13 protein-coding genes are annotated in these 13,939 nt (G+C 65.2%); 10 read left to right on the top strand and 3 right to left on the bottom strand.

The genetic code is table 11. The annotated features are described in order from the left end of the window. Positions 1-8: 8 nt before the first annotated feature. The 3 genes from D9M09_RS15550 to D9M09_RS15540 all read right to left on the bottom strand — a co-directional run bounded on the left by D9M09_RS15550 (position 9) and on the right by D9M09_RS15540 (position 4,048). Positions 9-1,712, bottom strand: coding sequence for a hypothetical protein (locus D9M09_RS15550; RefSeq protein WP_121669807.1), 1,704 nt, complete (start codon positions 1,710-1,712; stop codon positions 9-11). Between the two features lie 12 nt (positions 1,713-1,724). Next, the gene (locus D9M09_RS15545; RefSeq protein ID WP_070219939.1) at positions 1,725-2,411 is read right to left on the bottom strand and encodes a UPF0149 family protein; all 687 of its coding nucleotides are present in this window, start codon (positions 2,409-2,411) and stop codon (positions 1,725-1,727) included. 131 nt (positions 2,412-2,542) lie between these two features. Continuing rightward, positions 2,543-4,048: a peptide MFS transporter gene (locus D9M09_RS15540; RefSeq protein ID WP_070219941.1), complete on the bottom strand. Its 1,506-nt coding sequence runs from the start codon at positions 4,046-4,048 to the stop codon at positions 2,543-2,545. Positions 4,049-4,358: 310 nt separating this feature from the next. Here D9M09_RS15540 and ppnN point away from each other — a divergent pair, with 310 nt between their 5' ends. The 10 genes from ppnN to D9M09_RS15490 all read left to right on the top strand — a co-directional run bounded on the left by ppnN (position 4,359) and on the right by D9M09_RS15490 (position 13,933). Then, complete coding sequence (ppnN, locus tag D9M09_RS15535) at positions 4,359-5,729, top strand: nucleotide 5'-monophosphate nucleosidase PpnN (protein ID WP_070219944.1); 1,371 nt, start codon at positions 4,359-4,361, stop codon at positions 5,727-5,729. Positions 5,730-5,933: 204 nt separating this feature from the next. Beyond that, positions 5,934-7,004, top strand: coding sequence for a LacI family DNA-binding transcriptional regulator (locus D9M09_RS15530; RefSeq protein WP_121669806.1), 1,071 nt, complete (start codon positions 5,934-5,936; stop codon positions 7,002-7,004). A 215-nt stretch (positions 7,005-7,219) separates the two neighbouring features. After that, complete coding sequence (locus tag D9M09_RS15525) at positions 7,220-8,026, top strand: transporter substrate-binding domain-containing protein (protein ID WP_070219948.1); 807 nt, start codon at positions 7,220-7,222, stop codon at positions 8,024-8,026. Positions 8,027-8,116: 90 nt separating this feature from the next. Next, complete coding sequence (locus D9M09_RS15520) at positions 8,117-8,809, top strand: amino acid ABC transporter permease (RefSeq protein ID WP_121669805.1); 693 nt, start codon at positions 8,117-8,119, stop codon at positions 8,807-8,809. 1 nt (position 8,810) lies between these two features. Further along, a complete protein-coding gene (locus D9M09_RS15515) occupies positions 8,811-9,461 on the top strand; it encodes an amino acid ABC transporter permease (protein ID WP_070219952.1) in 651 nt (216 codons plus the stop codon). Next, positions 9,448-10,182, top strand: a complete 735-nt coding sequence (locus D9M09_RS15510) for an amino acid ABC transporter ATP-binding protein (protein WP_034755389.1) — start codon at positions 9,448-9,450, stop codon at positions 10,180-10,182. The genes D9M09_RS15515 and D9M09_RS15510 overlap by 14 nt, the downstream gene beginning before the upstream one ends. After that, the gene (locus D9M09_RS15505) at positions 10,179-10,925 is read left to right on the top strand and encodes a sugar phosphate isomerase/epimerase family protein (RefSeq protein ID WP_121669804.1); all 747 of its coding nucleotides are present in this window, start codon (positions 10,179-10,181) and stop codon (positions 10,923-10,925) included. The genes D9M09_RS15510 and D9M09_RS15505 overlap by 4 nt, the downstream gene beginning before the upstream one ends. Next, positions 10,922-11,896, top strand: coding sequence for a sugar kinase (locus D9M09_RS15500; protein WP_240453386.1), 975 nt, complete (start codon positions 10,922-10,924; stop codon positions 11,894-11,896). The genes D9M09_RS15505 and D9M09_RS15500 overlap by 4 nt, the downstream gene beginning before the upstream one ends. A gap of 19 nt (positions 11,897-11,915) precedes the next feature. Then, the gene (locus D9M09_RS15495) at positions 11,916-12,875 is read left to right on the top strand and encodes a 2-hydroxyacid dehydrogenase (protein WP_070219956.1); all 960 of its coding nucleotides are present in this window, start codon (positions 11,916-11,918) and stop codon (positions 12,873-12,875) included. A gap of 35 nt (positions 12,876-12,910) precedes the next feature. After that, positions 12,911-13,933: a porin gene (locus tag D9M09_RS15490; RefSeq protein ID WP_070219958.1), complete on the top strand. Its 1,023-nt coding sequence runs from the start codon at positions 12,911-12,913 to the stop codon at positions 13,931-13,933. Positions 13,934-13,939: the final 6 nt, after the last annotated feature.

Genomic DNA, 13,939 nt, shown 5'->3' with positions numbered 1-13,939 from the left:
CTCATCGGCTAGATGCCGAACACTTTCAGGATCGCGTCCGTAAAACCCTCGAACCAGCTGCCTACCTTGCCCGGCTGCTTGCCGTGGCGCGGGGTTTCTTCGTACAGGTAGACGCCGTTGCCGCCGTCGAAGCGGTCGTTGAGCAAGGCTTGCTGGCCGCGCAGGTAGGGCAGGAAGGTTTCGCTGCGCATCGTCGAGTACAGCACGTCGGTGCTGAAACCCAGGGTGGCGGACTGGCTGATGGAGCGGCCCTGGCCCGCCCGTTCCAGGCGCACGCCGCGGCAGCCGCGCACGATCAGGGTGACGGGGCCGCGAAACACGATGAAGCGCAGCTGCAGGGTGAGCCAGGCGTGCAGGCTGCCCAGGCGCCAGTGGCTCGATATCGCCAGCGGCTGGCCCGCGTCACAGACCAGGCCCACGAGGCCCCGCGGCTGGAACACGAGCGCGCTGCCGGCTGGCAGGTGGACGACGGCCACTTCCAGCAGCGGGTCGTCGCTGGCGGAAATCGTCACGGATGCGGTCACGTCGCTTTCCAGCCGCGTCAGCGCCGCCATGCCGGCGGCCAGGCTGGTGAACGGGAACCGCCAGTCCAGCAGCCACTGCGTGCGTTTATGCGTGCCGACGGGCGACGATTGCAGGTATTCGGGATGGATCAGCATGCGCTGGCCGGGCTGCAGCAGCAAGCCCTGCGAGACGGCGGAAATGCGGGACTGGCCATCGGGCGGCAGGGGGAGCGCAGTGGCCGTCACGCCCAGCGCGTGCGCGATGGACAAGGGCTTCAGGCGCGAAGCGATGGGCGCCAGCACGAAGTAAAAGAAGGCCTTGATGGCGGCGGGCAGCAGGATGGCCGACAGCACCAGCAAGGCGGCCGTGGGCGCCACGTCGAGCACGGGAGCGCGCCAGCGGGCGATCCAGTTGCGCGCCAGTTGTTCTTCGCCTGCCGCAATCGCCTTTTGTACGGGCGCCAGCGCGCCGGCCAGCGCCGCATTATCGACGGCGAATGGCGCGGGGCGGGTGATGTTGGTGGCGTTGCTGGTGCGCGCGCGCTGCGCCAGCCAGGCCTGATAGGCTTGCAGATTGGTGTCGCGCAAGCGCTGGCCCTCCGCGTCGAGCTGCGACAGCTGCGCGTAGGCGTCGCTGCCGGGCAGGCGCGCCGCCACGGGATGCTGCGCTTCCAGCTGCCGGCGCTGGCGCCCATTATTTTGCAGCGCGGCATACGCGCGCACATGTTCCGCATGCAGGCGCGCCAGCGTCTGGCGTGCATCTTCGCCGCCGATCGCCGCCTGCAGGGCGCTCAGGTAACGGGCTTCCTGCGCCAGCACTTCGATTTCCACGCGGCGCGTGGCTTCGTCTTGCGCATGCAAGGCCAGGGTGTGCGTGTCGGGCAGGGGAATAGTAAACAGCGACGGTTGCTGCCGCGCGCGCAAGGCCGTCAATTGCGCTTGTACTTCTGTCAGGCGCGTGGCGATGCTTGCTTGTGATGCTAGCCGCAGGGCGTTGATGCGGTCCGTGGCGGCAGTGGCCAGGCTGGCACCATGGCTATCGGCGCTGCCGGAAGCCTGGCGCAGGGCGGCGACAGCCTCGCTGCCGGCGCTGTAGCTGCGCCATTCGGCCAGCAGCAATCGGCCGGCCAGCAGGATGACGATGAACAGGGCGAACTGCAGCGCGTGGCGCAGCAGGAAGCGCAGGATGGCCGTCAGCAGCTTGCGCAAGGAGTAATCGCCTTAGCCGGCCGCGCTATCGGCGTCGGCGCAGCATTTCTTGTATTTTTTACCGCTGCCGCAGTGGCACGGGTCGTTGCGGCCTGTTTTCGGCAGTTCGCGCAGCACGGTGGCGCCGGGCTGGCTTTGCACCTGGCTTTTCAGGTGGCGCTGGCGCGCCCAGGCGGCGTTGATGGCGATCACGGCGGGAATCACGCCATCCATGGCCGTTTCGGCCGCGTCGTCATCGAGTTCGCTGGCGCTGGCCAGGTGCTGGAACGGCGCCAGGTAATCAGGATGGCTGACGGCCAGGGCCGCCCACTGGGGCTTGTCCAGGCTGGTGCCCAGCACAAAACCGGCGCACCAGGCGGGCACGCTCCATTCGGGGCCGCAGACGTAGATGGGCTCGAAGCTGTCCGGATCCTTCGCCAGCCATTCGACCATGTAGGCGTGGTGGCGGCGGGCCAGGCTGGCCGCCCGTTCGCTGGCAGCATCCGCTGCGGGCGCGGCGCTGCCGGCCGCCTTGTCCCATACCCATGGCAACCACTGTTCCGGCGCGATCTGCTTCGGGTTCAGGGCGACGGCCGTGAGAAAACCTTCGAGCATCGACACGTCCATGGCGCGGCCTTCCAGCGCGGGCGCGGCCAGCAGGGTGTCGAGTTCGGCGTATTCGTCGTCGGAGAGGGGCGAGGTGGTGGAGATGCTGGACATAATATTCTTTGGTGATGTGGGGGGAGTGGCCGGTGGCCCTGGCGGTATTGTACCGCCCGCCAAGGCAATAACCGGCGCCGGAATGAAAAACGGCGGCCCGCAGGCCGCCGTTTTCAGCTAAGGCAGAACGCTTACTTCACGCCGTGCATCAGTTTGTTGATCAGCGGTGCGATCAGGAACAACACGACGCCGGCGCCCAGCAGGGACCAGAAGCCGAAGGTATAGCCGGACAGGGCCGACTGCACCGACATGCCGCTCGTGCCGCTGACGTGGCTGGCGAAGATGCCCGACAGGTTGTTGCCGATGCCGGTCGACAGGAACCAGCCGCCCATGCCCAGGCCCACCAGGCGCACCGGCGCCAGCTTGGTGACCATGGACAGGCCGATAGGCGACAGGCACAGCTCGCCGATCGATTGCAGCACGTAGACGGTGGTCAGGGTCCAGAACGGGATCTTGTTATCGGCGCCAACCAGGCTCGACAGAGCGAAGATCAGCAGGCCGAAGGCCAGCGCATTGCCCAGCAAGCCCAGGCCGAATTTGCGCGGGATCGACGGGTTGACGTTGTGGCGCGCCAGGAAGACCCAGACGGCGGCGATGATCGGCGCGAAGACGATGATGGCGACCGAATTGACGGTCTGGAAGTAGGCGGTCGGGAAGATCCAGAAGCCCAGGTCGCGGTTGACGATCTTGTCAGCCAGGAAAGTAAACGAGCTGCCAGCCTGTTCGAAGAACATCCAGAACAGGATGTTGAAGACGAAGATCAGCAGCATGGCGATGACGCGGTCGCGCGCCACTTTGCCGTTGCGGATGCCTTCGATCATCAGCATGACGGCCAGACCGACGAACAGCACGGTCAGGACGATTTGCAGCTTTTCAGCGCCGACGGTCAGCAGGAAATACATCAGCGGGATTACGCACAGGGAGCCGACGGCCACCCAGACGACGCGCATCGGGTTGCCGGAACCGGCTTCCGGAGCGCCGATGCCCTTCAGGGCGCGGCGGCCGATGAAGAACCATACCAGGCTGATCAGCATGCCGAAACCGGAGGCCATGAAGACCATCTTGTACGACGGCATGGCGCTGGTGCCGAAGATCGACTCGGCCAGCCATTGCGTGAAGACAGGCGCGACCATGGCGCCCATGTTGATGCCCATGTAGAAGATCGTGAAACCACTGTCGCGGCGCGGATCGGCGGTCGTGTACAGCTTGCCGACCATGGTCGAGATGTTCGGCTTGAACATGCCGTTACCGACGATCATCGTGGCCAGGCCCAGGTTGAAGATGTCCTGGTTCGGCACGGAGATGCAGAACAGGCCGGCAGCCATGAAGATGGCGCCCAGCAGGATGGAACGCTGGTAACCGATGACCCGGTCGGCGATGTAACCGCCGAACAGGGCGCCGGCGTACACCAGCGCGAGGAAGGAACCGTAGGTCAGGTTGGCCGCTGCCTGTCCCGAACCGTCGCCGCCGTGGAACTGGGCCACGATGTACAGTACCAGCGCCCAGCGAACTCCGTAGAACGCGAAGCGTTCCCAGAATTCAGTCATGAACAACATCCACAATGGGCTTGGATGGCCCATAATCTGCTTGAACTCGGGAATAACGGCTTCCTTGTTGGGCGTAGTCGCACCGCTCATGCGGTTCCTCCTGAAAAATTATTATAGTCAATCGATACAACGAACTTATGGAAGCCTGCGGGCGGCGGGGACTCTCATGAAGAACCGTACGCACGGGAATTCCAATAGGCTGGCATTCTAATCTACAAATTGCGCGGAGCGAAGGTTTCGATTCGCATTAGCAAGAATGACTGTTTCATATTAGTCAAACCGGTTTGCAGGCAAGAACGGCCCGGGCGATTTTGCGGCGGCACAGCACAACTTGCCTGACTTGTCGTATATTAAGGCTGCAAGACCTTCGAGCATCGATTTTTAAAGGATTTTTCGCATTATGGAACACGACGTTATCGATACTCTGGTTTCACCGGAAGGCCGCCTGGACGTGCTCTCCAAGACTGAAGTCAACAAACTGCTCGACACCAGCCAGGGCGGCCTGTACAACACTTTCCGCCGCTGCGCGCTGGCGGTCTTGAATTGCGGCAGCACCATCGACGATGGCCGCGCCCTGCTGGAGCGCTACCAGTCGTTTGAAATCTCCATCATCCAGCGCGAGCGCGGCATCAAGCTCGACATCAAGGGCGCGCCAGCCATCGCCTTCGTCGACGGCAAGATGATCAAGGGCATCCACGAGCACCTGTTCGCCGTGCTGCGCGACATCATCTTCGTCAGCGACGAAGTGACGGGCAACCCGAAATTCGACTTGCAGAGCACGGAAGGCGTGACGGACGCCGTCTTCCACATCCTGCGCAACGCCAACGTGCTGCAAACCCAGCTCAACCCGAACCTGGTCGTCTGCTGGGGCGGCCACTCGATCAACCGCGCCGAATACAATTATTCGAAGGAAGTGGGCTACCAGCTGGGCTTGCGCGGCCTCGACATCTGCACGGGCTGCGGCCCGGGCGCCATGAAGGGCCCCATGAAGGGCGCCACCATCGGCCATGCCAAGCAGCGTTTGCACAATGGCCGCTATCTCGGCATCACTGAGCCGGGCATCATCGCGGCCGAGTCGCCGAACCCCATCGTCAATGACCTCGTCATCATGCCGGACATCGAAAAGCGCCTGGAAGCGTTCGTGCGCGCCGGTCATGGCATCGTCGTCTTCCCCGGCGGCGCGGGCACGGCCGAAGAGATTCTGTACATCCTCGGCATCCTGCTGCACCCGGACAATGCGGAGATTCCGTTCCCGCTGATCTTCACGGGCCCGGAAACGTCGCGCGAGTACTTCGTGCAGATCAACCAGTTCATCCACGACACGCTGGGCCCGGAAGCGCAGCAGCGCTATAAAATCATCATCGACGACCCGGAACTGGTGGCGCGCGAAATGCTCGAAGGCATACGCCAGGTGCGCGAATTCCGCAAGGCGCACAGCGACGCGTATTACTTCAATTGGCTCTTGAAAATCGACCACGAGTTCCAGAAGCCGTTCCAGCCCACGCATGAAAACATGCGCAACCTGAGCCTGCACAAGAACCAGCCCACGCACTTGCTGGCGGCCCAGCTGCGCCGCGCGTTCTCGGGCGTGGTGGCGGGCAACGTCAAGGATGACGGCATCCGCTCGATCGAAAAGCACGGCAACTTCGAGATCCATGGCGACAAATCCATCGCCGGCCCCATGGATGCGCTGCTGGCCTCGTTCGTCGCGCAGCACCGCATGAAACTGGCGGGCACGGCCTACGTGCCGTGCTACACCGTGGTCCAGTAAGCCGTTTTCCAGCCAGCGCCGCCCGCCTCCTGCGTTTGCAAGGGGCGGGCGGCGTTTTTTCATCCGCGTTCCCATCCATGCCCCCATCGTGTTCCTTCGCCGCCACAGGCAATCAAATCGCTTGCGTCATCGATGCGTGGGTGCTATCTTTGGAACCGGTTCCAAAATAAAAATATGCAGATCAACAGGTAGTGGAGAGCACCCTTGGATTCAGTACGCGGCAGCAAAAAAACAGTTTCCGGCGAACCGGCCCGGCCCGTGACCATCGCCCAGGTGGCGCGCGAGGCGGGCGTGTCGAAAACGAGCGTGTCGCGCTTTCTCGGCGGCGAACTCGATGCCCTGTCCGAGAACATCCGCCAGCAGATCGCCAGCACCATCGCGCGTCTCGGCTACCAGCCGAACCAGATGGCGCGCGGTCTCAAGCGGGGACGCACGCGCCTGATCGGCATGGTCGTGGCCGACATGCTCAATCCCTACACGGTGGCCGTGCTGCAAGGCGTCGAAGCGGCTTGCCAGCAGCATGGCTATACCTTGATTTTGTGCAATACCGGCAATGACGAACAGCGCGAACGCCAGTCGCTGGCCGCGCTGCGCTCGTACAGCGTGGAAGGGTTGATCGTCAATACGCAGGGGCGCAATATTCAGTCGTCCGACTTGCAGCAGGCGGACATACCCATCGTGCTGGTCGACCGCCGCATCGAGGGCGCCGATTTCGACCTCGTGGGCCTGGACAATGTGCAGGCGGGCCGGCTGGCCACCGCGCATCTGATCGAACAGGGTTTCGACGCCATCGCCTTCGTCGCGCCGCCATTGACGGGCGTCAGCTCGCGGCTGATGCGCGCCGACGGTTTCCAGGCCGTGATGGCCGAGCATCCGGGCTGCGTGGGCGAAGTGCTGGCCGTGGACCTGGACGACCGGCCCGCCATCGACGCGCAGGTGCGTCTATGCCTGGCGCAGTGGCGCGGCCGCCGCGTGGCGCTGCTGGCCTCGAACGGCATGGTGGCGCTGGAGCTGGCGCTGATGCTGCAGCGCCTGGCCCTGCGCATGCCGCAGGACGTGGGCTTGCTGGGCTTTGACGAGTTGCCGTGGTCGCCGCTGGCGGGCCTGAGCACGATCGAGCAGCAGACCTATGACATCGGCTTTTCGGCGATGACGTGCATGCTGTCGCGCCTGCAGGGCGATCAATGCCCGCCGCGCGAGGTGCTGTTGCCCGGCAAGTTGATTGTGCGTAATTCCACCCAAGGTAGCGAAGTACGCAAGGGCGGCGACGCTTGAGGAAGGGAAGAGGGCCTTGCCCTTTTTTTTGAGACAGCTATGGAACCGGTTTCATAAATGGTATTCACCTGGGAAAGGAGCGCGGATAGTCAGGCAGGGCAATGGTTGGCATGAAGTTGAAATGACACGGCAAGAGACGATCCGAATCGTCCATTTGACAATATTCCCGGCAGTGCCTCGACGAGGCCGGTACCGGGATCACAGGAGACTGAAGCATGAAGATGACTACACTGTTGTATTCGAAGATCGTGGCGTGCGCGCTCGCAGCAACGTTTGCCCTGGGTGCGGCGGCCGATGCCGGCGCCCAGACGCTTGGCGACCTGATCAAGAAAGGCAAGCTGACCATCGGCGTGGTCAGCGGCACGCCGCCGTTCGGCAGCATCGACGCCAAGGGCGCGCCCGTCGGCTATGACGTCGACGTCGCCAACCTGATCGGCAAATACATGAACCTGCCCGTGGAAATAGTCCCGTTGACGGCGCCGTCGCGTGTGCCGTCGCTGGAGTCGGGCAAGGTCGATTTCCTCGTGGCGACCCTGGCGCCCACGCCGGAACGGGCCAAGACCCTGATGTTCACCATGCCTTACAGCGCGTTCGAACTGGCCATCGTGGCGCCGGTCGGCGGCAAATTCAAGGCCCTGGCCGAGTTGAAGGGCAAGAAAGTGGGCGTGACGCGCGGCACCACCAACGATACGGCCTTGAGCCGCCTGGCGCCGGCCGGCACCAATATCGTGCGTTTCGAGGATGATGCCACCGTCACCCAGGCCTTGCTCAGCAAGCAGGTCGACGCCGTCTCGATTCCCAGCACGATGGCGCTCGACATCATCAAGACGCGCGGCGCGGGCAAGATCGAGGTCCGCTTCACCTACTCGCTGCAGCCGAACTCGATGGCGGTGCGCCGCGGCGACTTCGAGCTGCATCAGTGGCTCAACAACTTCATCTACTACGTCAAGCTGAACGGCGAACTCGACGCCATCGCGCGCAAGTGGAGCGGCGCGCCGCTGCCGGCGCTGCCGACTTTCTGATACCGCAAGCCGCATAGGAAAGTGCCCGTCCGCACGGCGCGCCGCCATGGTGGCGCGGCCGGGGACGCGCACGCAGACAAGGAGTTGAGTATGCCGTATGAATTTCATTTCGAACTCGTCATGCAATCGCTGGACCGCCTCTTGTGGGGCGCGGCGCTGACGATACGCCTGAGCGCCCTGGCGATGGTGCTGGGGCTGGCGGTGGGTGTCTGTGCCGCCGTCATCCTGAAGAACGGTCCCGCCTATGCCCGCGCCGTGGTGCGCGCGTATGTCGAGGTGATCCGCAGCACGCCCTTCCTGGTGCAGCTGTTCATCATCTACTTCGGCTTGCCGTCGCTGGGCCTGCAGCTCGACGCGAACGGCGCCGCGCTCGTCGCCATGACGGTCAACCTGGGCGCCTACGCGGCGGAGATCGTGCGCGCCGGCATCGGCGCCGTGCATCCGTCGCAGCTCGAGGCGGCGCAGGCGCTGGGCATGACGCGCTGGCAAGTGATGCGCCACGTGGTGCTGCTGCCGGCGCTGGAAAAAGTCTATCCGGCGCTGGCCAGCCAGTTCACCTTGATGATGCTGGCCTCGAGCGTCGTGTCGGCCATTTCCGCCGAAGAGCTGACCGCCGCCGCCCATCTGCTCGACGCGGAAACCTTCCGCAGCTTCGAGATCTACATCGTCGTGATGGTGCTGTACATCGTGCTGGCCCTGCTGTTCCGCTTCGGCTTCTGGGTGCTGGGCCAGATCGTCTTCAAACGCCGCCGCCGTCTGGGCGCGGCGCGCATGGGAGCTTGACATGATCAGTGACTTTTCCTGGGATAACCTGCAATTCCTGCTCGAGGCCACGCGCTGGACCATCGGCCTGTCGCTGATCGTCTTCATCACGGGCGGCATCGCCGGCTTCGCCGTGGCGCTGCTGCGCACGGCGCGCAGCCCGCTCCTGCGCTGTATCAGCGCCCTGTACATTCAGCTGGTCCAGGGCACGCCCGTGCTGATCGTGCTGTTTTTGACCTATTACGGCCTGGCCCTGTTCGGCTACAAGCTGTCGCCGGTCATCGCGGCCGGCGCGGCGATGACGATCTTTGCCAGCGCCTACCTGGGCGAGATCTGGCGCGGCTGCATCGAAGGCGTGCAGCGGCAGCAGTGGGAAGCGTCGGCCGCGCTGGCGCTGAACCGCTACCAGCAGCTGCGCTACGTCATCCTGCCGCAGGCGCTGCGCCATTCGCTGCCGCCGACCGTGGGCTTCATGGTGCAGATCATCAAGAACACTTCGATCACCTCGATCATCGGCGTGGTGGAATTGACGCGGGCAGGGCAACTGGTCAGCAATGCGACCTTCCTGCCTTTCATCGTCTTCCCCGTCGTCGCCCTGATCTACTTCGCGCTGTGCTATCCGCTGTCGCGCTACAGCCATTCACTGGAAAGGAAATTCCATGCCCATCGTTGAAATCGACAATATCAGCAAGAGCTTCGGCGCCAATCACGTGCTCAAGGGCGTTTCGTTCGCTGTCGAGCGGGGCCAGGTGATCGCCGTGATCGGCCGCAGCGGCTCCGGCAAGAGCACCATGCTGCGCTGTATCAACGGCCTGGAAACCATCGACAGCGGCAGCATCGTCGTCGCCGGCCACACGCTGACGGCGCGCCAGGAACACCTGCTCGACTTGCGCAAGGACGTCGGCATGGTCTTCCAGAGCTACAACCTGTTCCCCCACCTGACCGTGGAAGAAAACGTCATGCTGGCGCCGCGCATCGTCAAGAAGGTGCCCGACGCCCAGGGCCGCGCCACGGCGCTGCGCGTGCTCAAGCAGGTGGGCCTGGACCACAAGCGCGAAGCCTATCCCGAGCAGCTGTCGGGCGGCCAGCAGCAGCGCGTGGCGATCGCCCGTTCGCTGGCGATGGAGCCGCAGGTGATGCTGTTCGACGAAGTGACGTCGGCGCTCGACCCGGAACTGACGCAGGAAGTGCTGAAGGTGATGGAAGAGCTGGCGCAGGCGGGCATGACGATGCTGCTGGTGACGCACGAGATGGAGTTCGCGCGGCGCATGGCCGACGTCACCGTCTTCATGCACCAGGGATTGGTGTGGGAAAGCGGGCCGTCGGAAGCGTTTTTCAGCAATCCGCAAACGCCTGAAGCGCGCCAGTTCGTCGGCGCGGGAGCGATCAAATGAGCCCCGTCCTGGTAGCGGCGTCTGCTTATGGCGCAAGCAGGGTAAGGCAGCTGGGGCAAAGCCATTTCATCGACGTGGTGGCCGATGCGGGCGGCGCCGGCATCGAGATCCGCCGCGAACTGTTCACCTCCGACTTGCCGGACCTGGCGCGCATGGGCGCGGCGGTGGCTGCGCGCGGCCTGTACTGCGTGTATTCCACGCCCATCGAATTGTGGGACGCGGACGGGCTGCTGCGGCACGAGTTGCTGCAGCAGATGCTGGACGAGGCGGCGCACCTCGGGGCGCGCTACCTGAAGGTGTCGCTGGGCCATTACCCGGCCGCGCCGGACGTGCACGCCTTGAGCGCCCAGTTGGCGGCCGCGCCCGTGGCGCTGCTGGTGGAAAACGACCAGACGGCCCATGGCGGCAAGCTGGCGACGATGGCGCGCTTCCTGGCGGCGGCGCGCGACATCGGGCTGCCCGTGGGCCTGACCTTTGACATCGGCAACTGGCGCTGGGTGGGCGAGGATGCGCAGCAGGCGGCCCGCCTGCTGGCGCCGTATGTGCGCTATGTGCACTGCAAGGCCGTCCAGGATGACGGGGGCCGGCTGTCCGCCTGCGCCGTCTCCGCCGCCGATCCGGCCTGGCGCGCCGTCTTCGCGCACTTTGCGCCGGGCGTGCAGCGGGCCATCGAATTCCCGCTCGAGGCTACCGACCTGGTGGCCGAAACGGGCCGCTACATCCAGATGCTGGAGGCCGCATGACGGAACACGAAATAATGCATGGAGCGCATGCGCTCGACGTCGTCACCTACGGCGAAGCGATGGCGATGTTCGTTGCCGAGGAAACGGGCGACCTGGCGGCCGTGGCGCATTTCACGCGCCGCCTGGCCGGCGCCGAGACGAATGTCGCCATCGGCCTGGCGCGCCTCGGTTTGAAAGTCGGCTGGCTGAGCCGCGTGGGCGATGACTCGTTCGGCCGCTTCATCCGCGCCAGCGTGCAGGCCGAAGGCGTCGATTGCAGCCGGGTCGCGGCCGTCGCCGGCCAGTCCAGCGGCTTCCTGCTCAAGGAGAAGGCCGAGAACGGCGCCGATCCGCTGGTCGAGTACTTCCGCAAGGGTTCCGCCGCCAGCCGGCTGGCGCCCGAGCACTTCGACCCCGCCTATTTCCTGTCCGCGCGCCACCTGCACGCCACGGGCGTGGCCGCGGCGCTGTCCGCCACCAGCCTGGCGTTCGCCGGCCAGGCAATCGACTTCATGCGCAAGCATGGCCGGACCGTGTCGTTCGATCCGAATCTGCGGCCCTCGCTGTGGCCGTCGCAAGCCGTCATGGTCGAACAGATCAACCGTCTCGCCGCCAGGGCCGACTGGGTGTTGCCTGGCCTGGGGGAGGGAAAAATCCTCACCGGTCACGACCTGCCGCGCGACGTCGCCGGCTTTTATCTGCAGCAGGGTGCGCGCCTGGTGGTCATCAAGCTGGGCGCAGAGGGCGCCTATTACCGCACGGCCGACGGCGACAGCGGCATGGTGCCGGGCGAGCGCGTGGACAAGGTGGTCGACACGGTAGGCGCCGGCGACGGCTTCGCGGCCGGCCTGGTCAGCGCCTTGCTGGAAGGCTTGCCGCTGGCCCAGGCGGTACGGCGCGGCAACCGAGTCGGTGCCTTCGCCATCCAGGTGGCCGGCGACATGGAAGGCTTGCCGACCCGCGCCCAACTCGACGCGCTGGGCCAATCTTGAACCGAACAGGGGAACACTCGTGAAAAAACATGTGCTTGTGTATAAAAAGCTGGCCGAGCCGCTGCTGGCGCGCCTGCGCGCCGAATGCGATGTGACGTATTTCGAGGCGATCGACGCGGGCAACCGCGCCGCATTCGCCGCCGCCATCCGCGGCGCGCATGGCTTGCTGGGCGCCAGCGTGCGCCTGGACCGCGAACTGCTGGACCCGGCCGTCGACCTGCGCATCATTTCCACCATTTCGGTGGGCGTCGACCAGTTCGACGTCGACTACCTGCGCGAACGGGGTATTTTGCTGGCCAATACGCCGGACGTGCTGACGGAAACGACGGCCGACACGATCTTCGCGCTGATCCTCGCCAGCGCGCGGAGGGTCGTTGAACTGGCCGAATTCGTCAAGGCGGGACGCTGGACGCGCAGCGTGGGCGAAAGCCAGTACGGCGTCAACGTGCACGGCAAGACCATCGGCATGCTGGGCATGGGCCGCATCGGCCGCGCCGTCGCCCGCCGCGCCGCGCTGGGTTTCGGCATGCAGGTGCTGTACGTGAACGGCGAAGCGGTGCCCGAGGTGGAAGCGGCGCTGGGCGCGCGACAGGTGGCGCTCGACGAGCTGCTGGCCGGCTCCGATTTCGTCTGCGTGGTCCTGCCGCTGACGGCGCAGACGGAACGCATGATGGGGCGGCGCGAATTCGCGCTGATGCGCCCCGGCGCCATCTTCATCAATGGTTCGCGCGGGCGCATCGTCGATGAGGCGGCGCTGATCGAGGCCCTGCAGCAGGGCACCATCCACGGTGCCGGCCTGGACGTGTTCGAGCGCGAACCGCTGGCGCCGGACAATCCGCTGCCGGGCATGGCCAACGTGGTGGCGCTGCCGCATATCGGCTCGGCCACGCATGAAACGCGCTACGCCATGGCGCAGCAGGCCGTGGACAACCTGCTGGCCGGCCTGCGCGGCGAGCGCCCGCGCCACCTGGTCAGCTAAGAACGGTATCCATAAAAAGACAGACAGGGAAAGAAATGAAGAACAAGGTAGCAAGGGCAATGATCATCGGCGCGGGCGCCTGCGGCGGCCTGTGCGCGGCGCAGTCGAACGTGGCCATGTACGGCATCGCGGACCTGGGCATGGTGTCCGAGAGCGGCGGCCCCGGAGGCAGGGTGCTCAAGCTGACGAGCGGCATCGCCAACGGCTCGCGGCTCGGTTTCAAGGGCAGCGAAGACCTGGGCGGCGGCATGACGGCGATCTTTACGATGGATGCGGGCATCCTGGCCGACACGGGCGCTTCGGCCCAGGGCGGCCTGCTGTTCGGGCGCCAGGCCTTCGTCGGCCTCGCCGGCGCGGCGGGCACCTTGCGGCTGGGCCGCCAGTACACGTTCATCGATAGCAGCCTGGGCGTGCTGGACCCGTTTTACTTGGGTTTTGCGGGCAGGATGAGCAATGTCTTCACGGCCGGCTACATCAGCCGGGTCGACAACAGCATCACCTACAGCTCGCCCGTGCGCGGGGGACTGTCCGGCGAACTGGCGTACGGCTTCGGCGAAGTGCCGGGCGACGCGTCGGCAAAGCGCTACATGGGCGCGGCGGCCACCTATGCCAGCGGGCCGCTGTACGTGCGCATGGCGCACCAGGACGCCAACACCCTGTCAAGCGCGCTGTTGACGGGGCGGGCGCGCAACACGGTGCTGGGCGCCACCTGGGACTTCGGCGTGGTCAAGGCGCATGGCGCCGTCGCCGTCAGCAAGAGTACGGCCGGTGCCGCCACCACGGTCGACAGCGCGGACCTGATGCTGGGCGCCACCGTGCCCGTGGGCCCGCACCGCATCCTGTTCTCGTACGTGCGGCGCGACGACCGGCGCGCCGCCAACGGCGACGCTTCTCAAATTGGCATCGGTTACACGTATGCGCTGTCGAAACGCAGCACCTTGTACGCGGCCTACGCGCACATCGACAACCGCAACGGCGCCGCCTACCTGGTGGGCAATGCCACCGACAACGGCACCGGCAACCAGGCCTGGAACCTGGGCCTGCGCCACACTTTTTAACGGGAG

This window comes from Janthinobacterium agaricidamnosum, from assembly GCF_003667705.1.
GTDB lineage: Bacteria > Pseudomonadota > Gammaproteobacteria > Burkholderiales > Burkholderiaceae_D > Janthinobacterium.
Note: the sequence above shows the minus strand (reverse complement) of the source record. Positions and strands in the feature narration are given on the sequence as shown.

Excerpts from the sequence above, each read along its gene's own strand:
- D9M09_RS15545 (WP_070219939.1), bottom strand. The coding sequence starts at position 2,411 with ATGTCCAGCATCTCCACCACCTCGCCCCTCTCCGACGACGAATACGCC.
- D9M09_RS15540 (WP_070219941.1), bottom strand. The coding sequence starts at position 4,048 with ATGAGCGGTGCGACTACGCCCAACAAGGAAGCCGTTATTCCCGAGTTC.
- ppnN (WP_070219944.1), top strand. The coding sequence starts at position 4,359 with ATGGAACACGACGTTATCGATACTCTGGTTTCACCGGAAGGCCGCCTG.
- D9M09_RS15525 (WP_070219948.1), top strand. The coding sequence starts at position 7,220 with ATGAAGATGACTACACTGTTGTATTCGAAGATCGTGGCGTGCGCGCTC.
- D9M09_RS15520 (WP_121669805.1), top strand. The coding sequence starts at position 8,117 with ATGCCGTATGAATTTCATTTCGAACTCGTCATGCAATCGCTGGACCGC.
- D9M09_RS15515 (WP_070219952.1), top strand. The coding sequence starts at position 8,811 with ATGATCAGTGACTTTTCCTGGGATAACCTGCAATTCCTGCTCGAGGCC.
- D9M09_RS15510 (WP_034755389.1), top strand. The coding sequence starts at position 9,448 with ATGCCCATCGTTGAAATCGACAATATCAGCAAGAGCTTCGGCGCCAAT.
- D9M09_RS15505 (WP_121669804.1), top strand. The coding sequence starts at position 10,179 with ATGAGCCCCGTCCTGGTAGCGGCGTCTGCTTATGGCGCAAGCAGGGTA.
- D9M09_RS15500 (WP_240453386.1), top strand. The coding sequence starts at position 10,922 with ATGACGGAACACGAAATAATGCATGGAGCGCATGCGCTCGACGTCGTC.
- D9M09_RS15490 (WP_070219958.1), top strand. The coding sequence starts at position 12,911 with ATGAAGAACAAGGTAGCAAGGGCAATGATCATCGGCGCGGGCGCCTGC.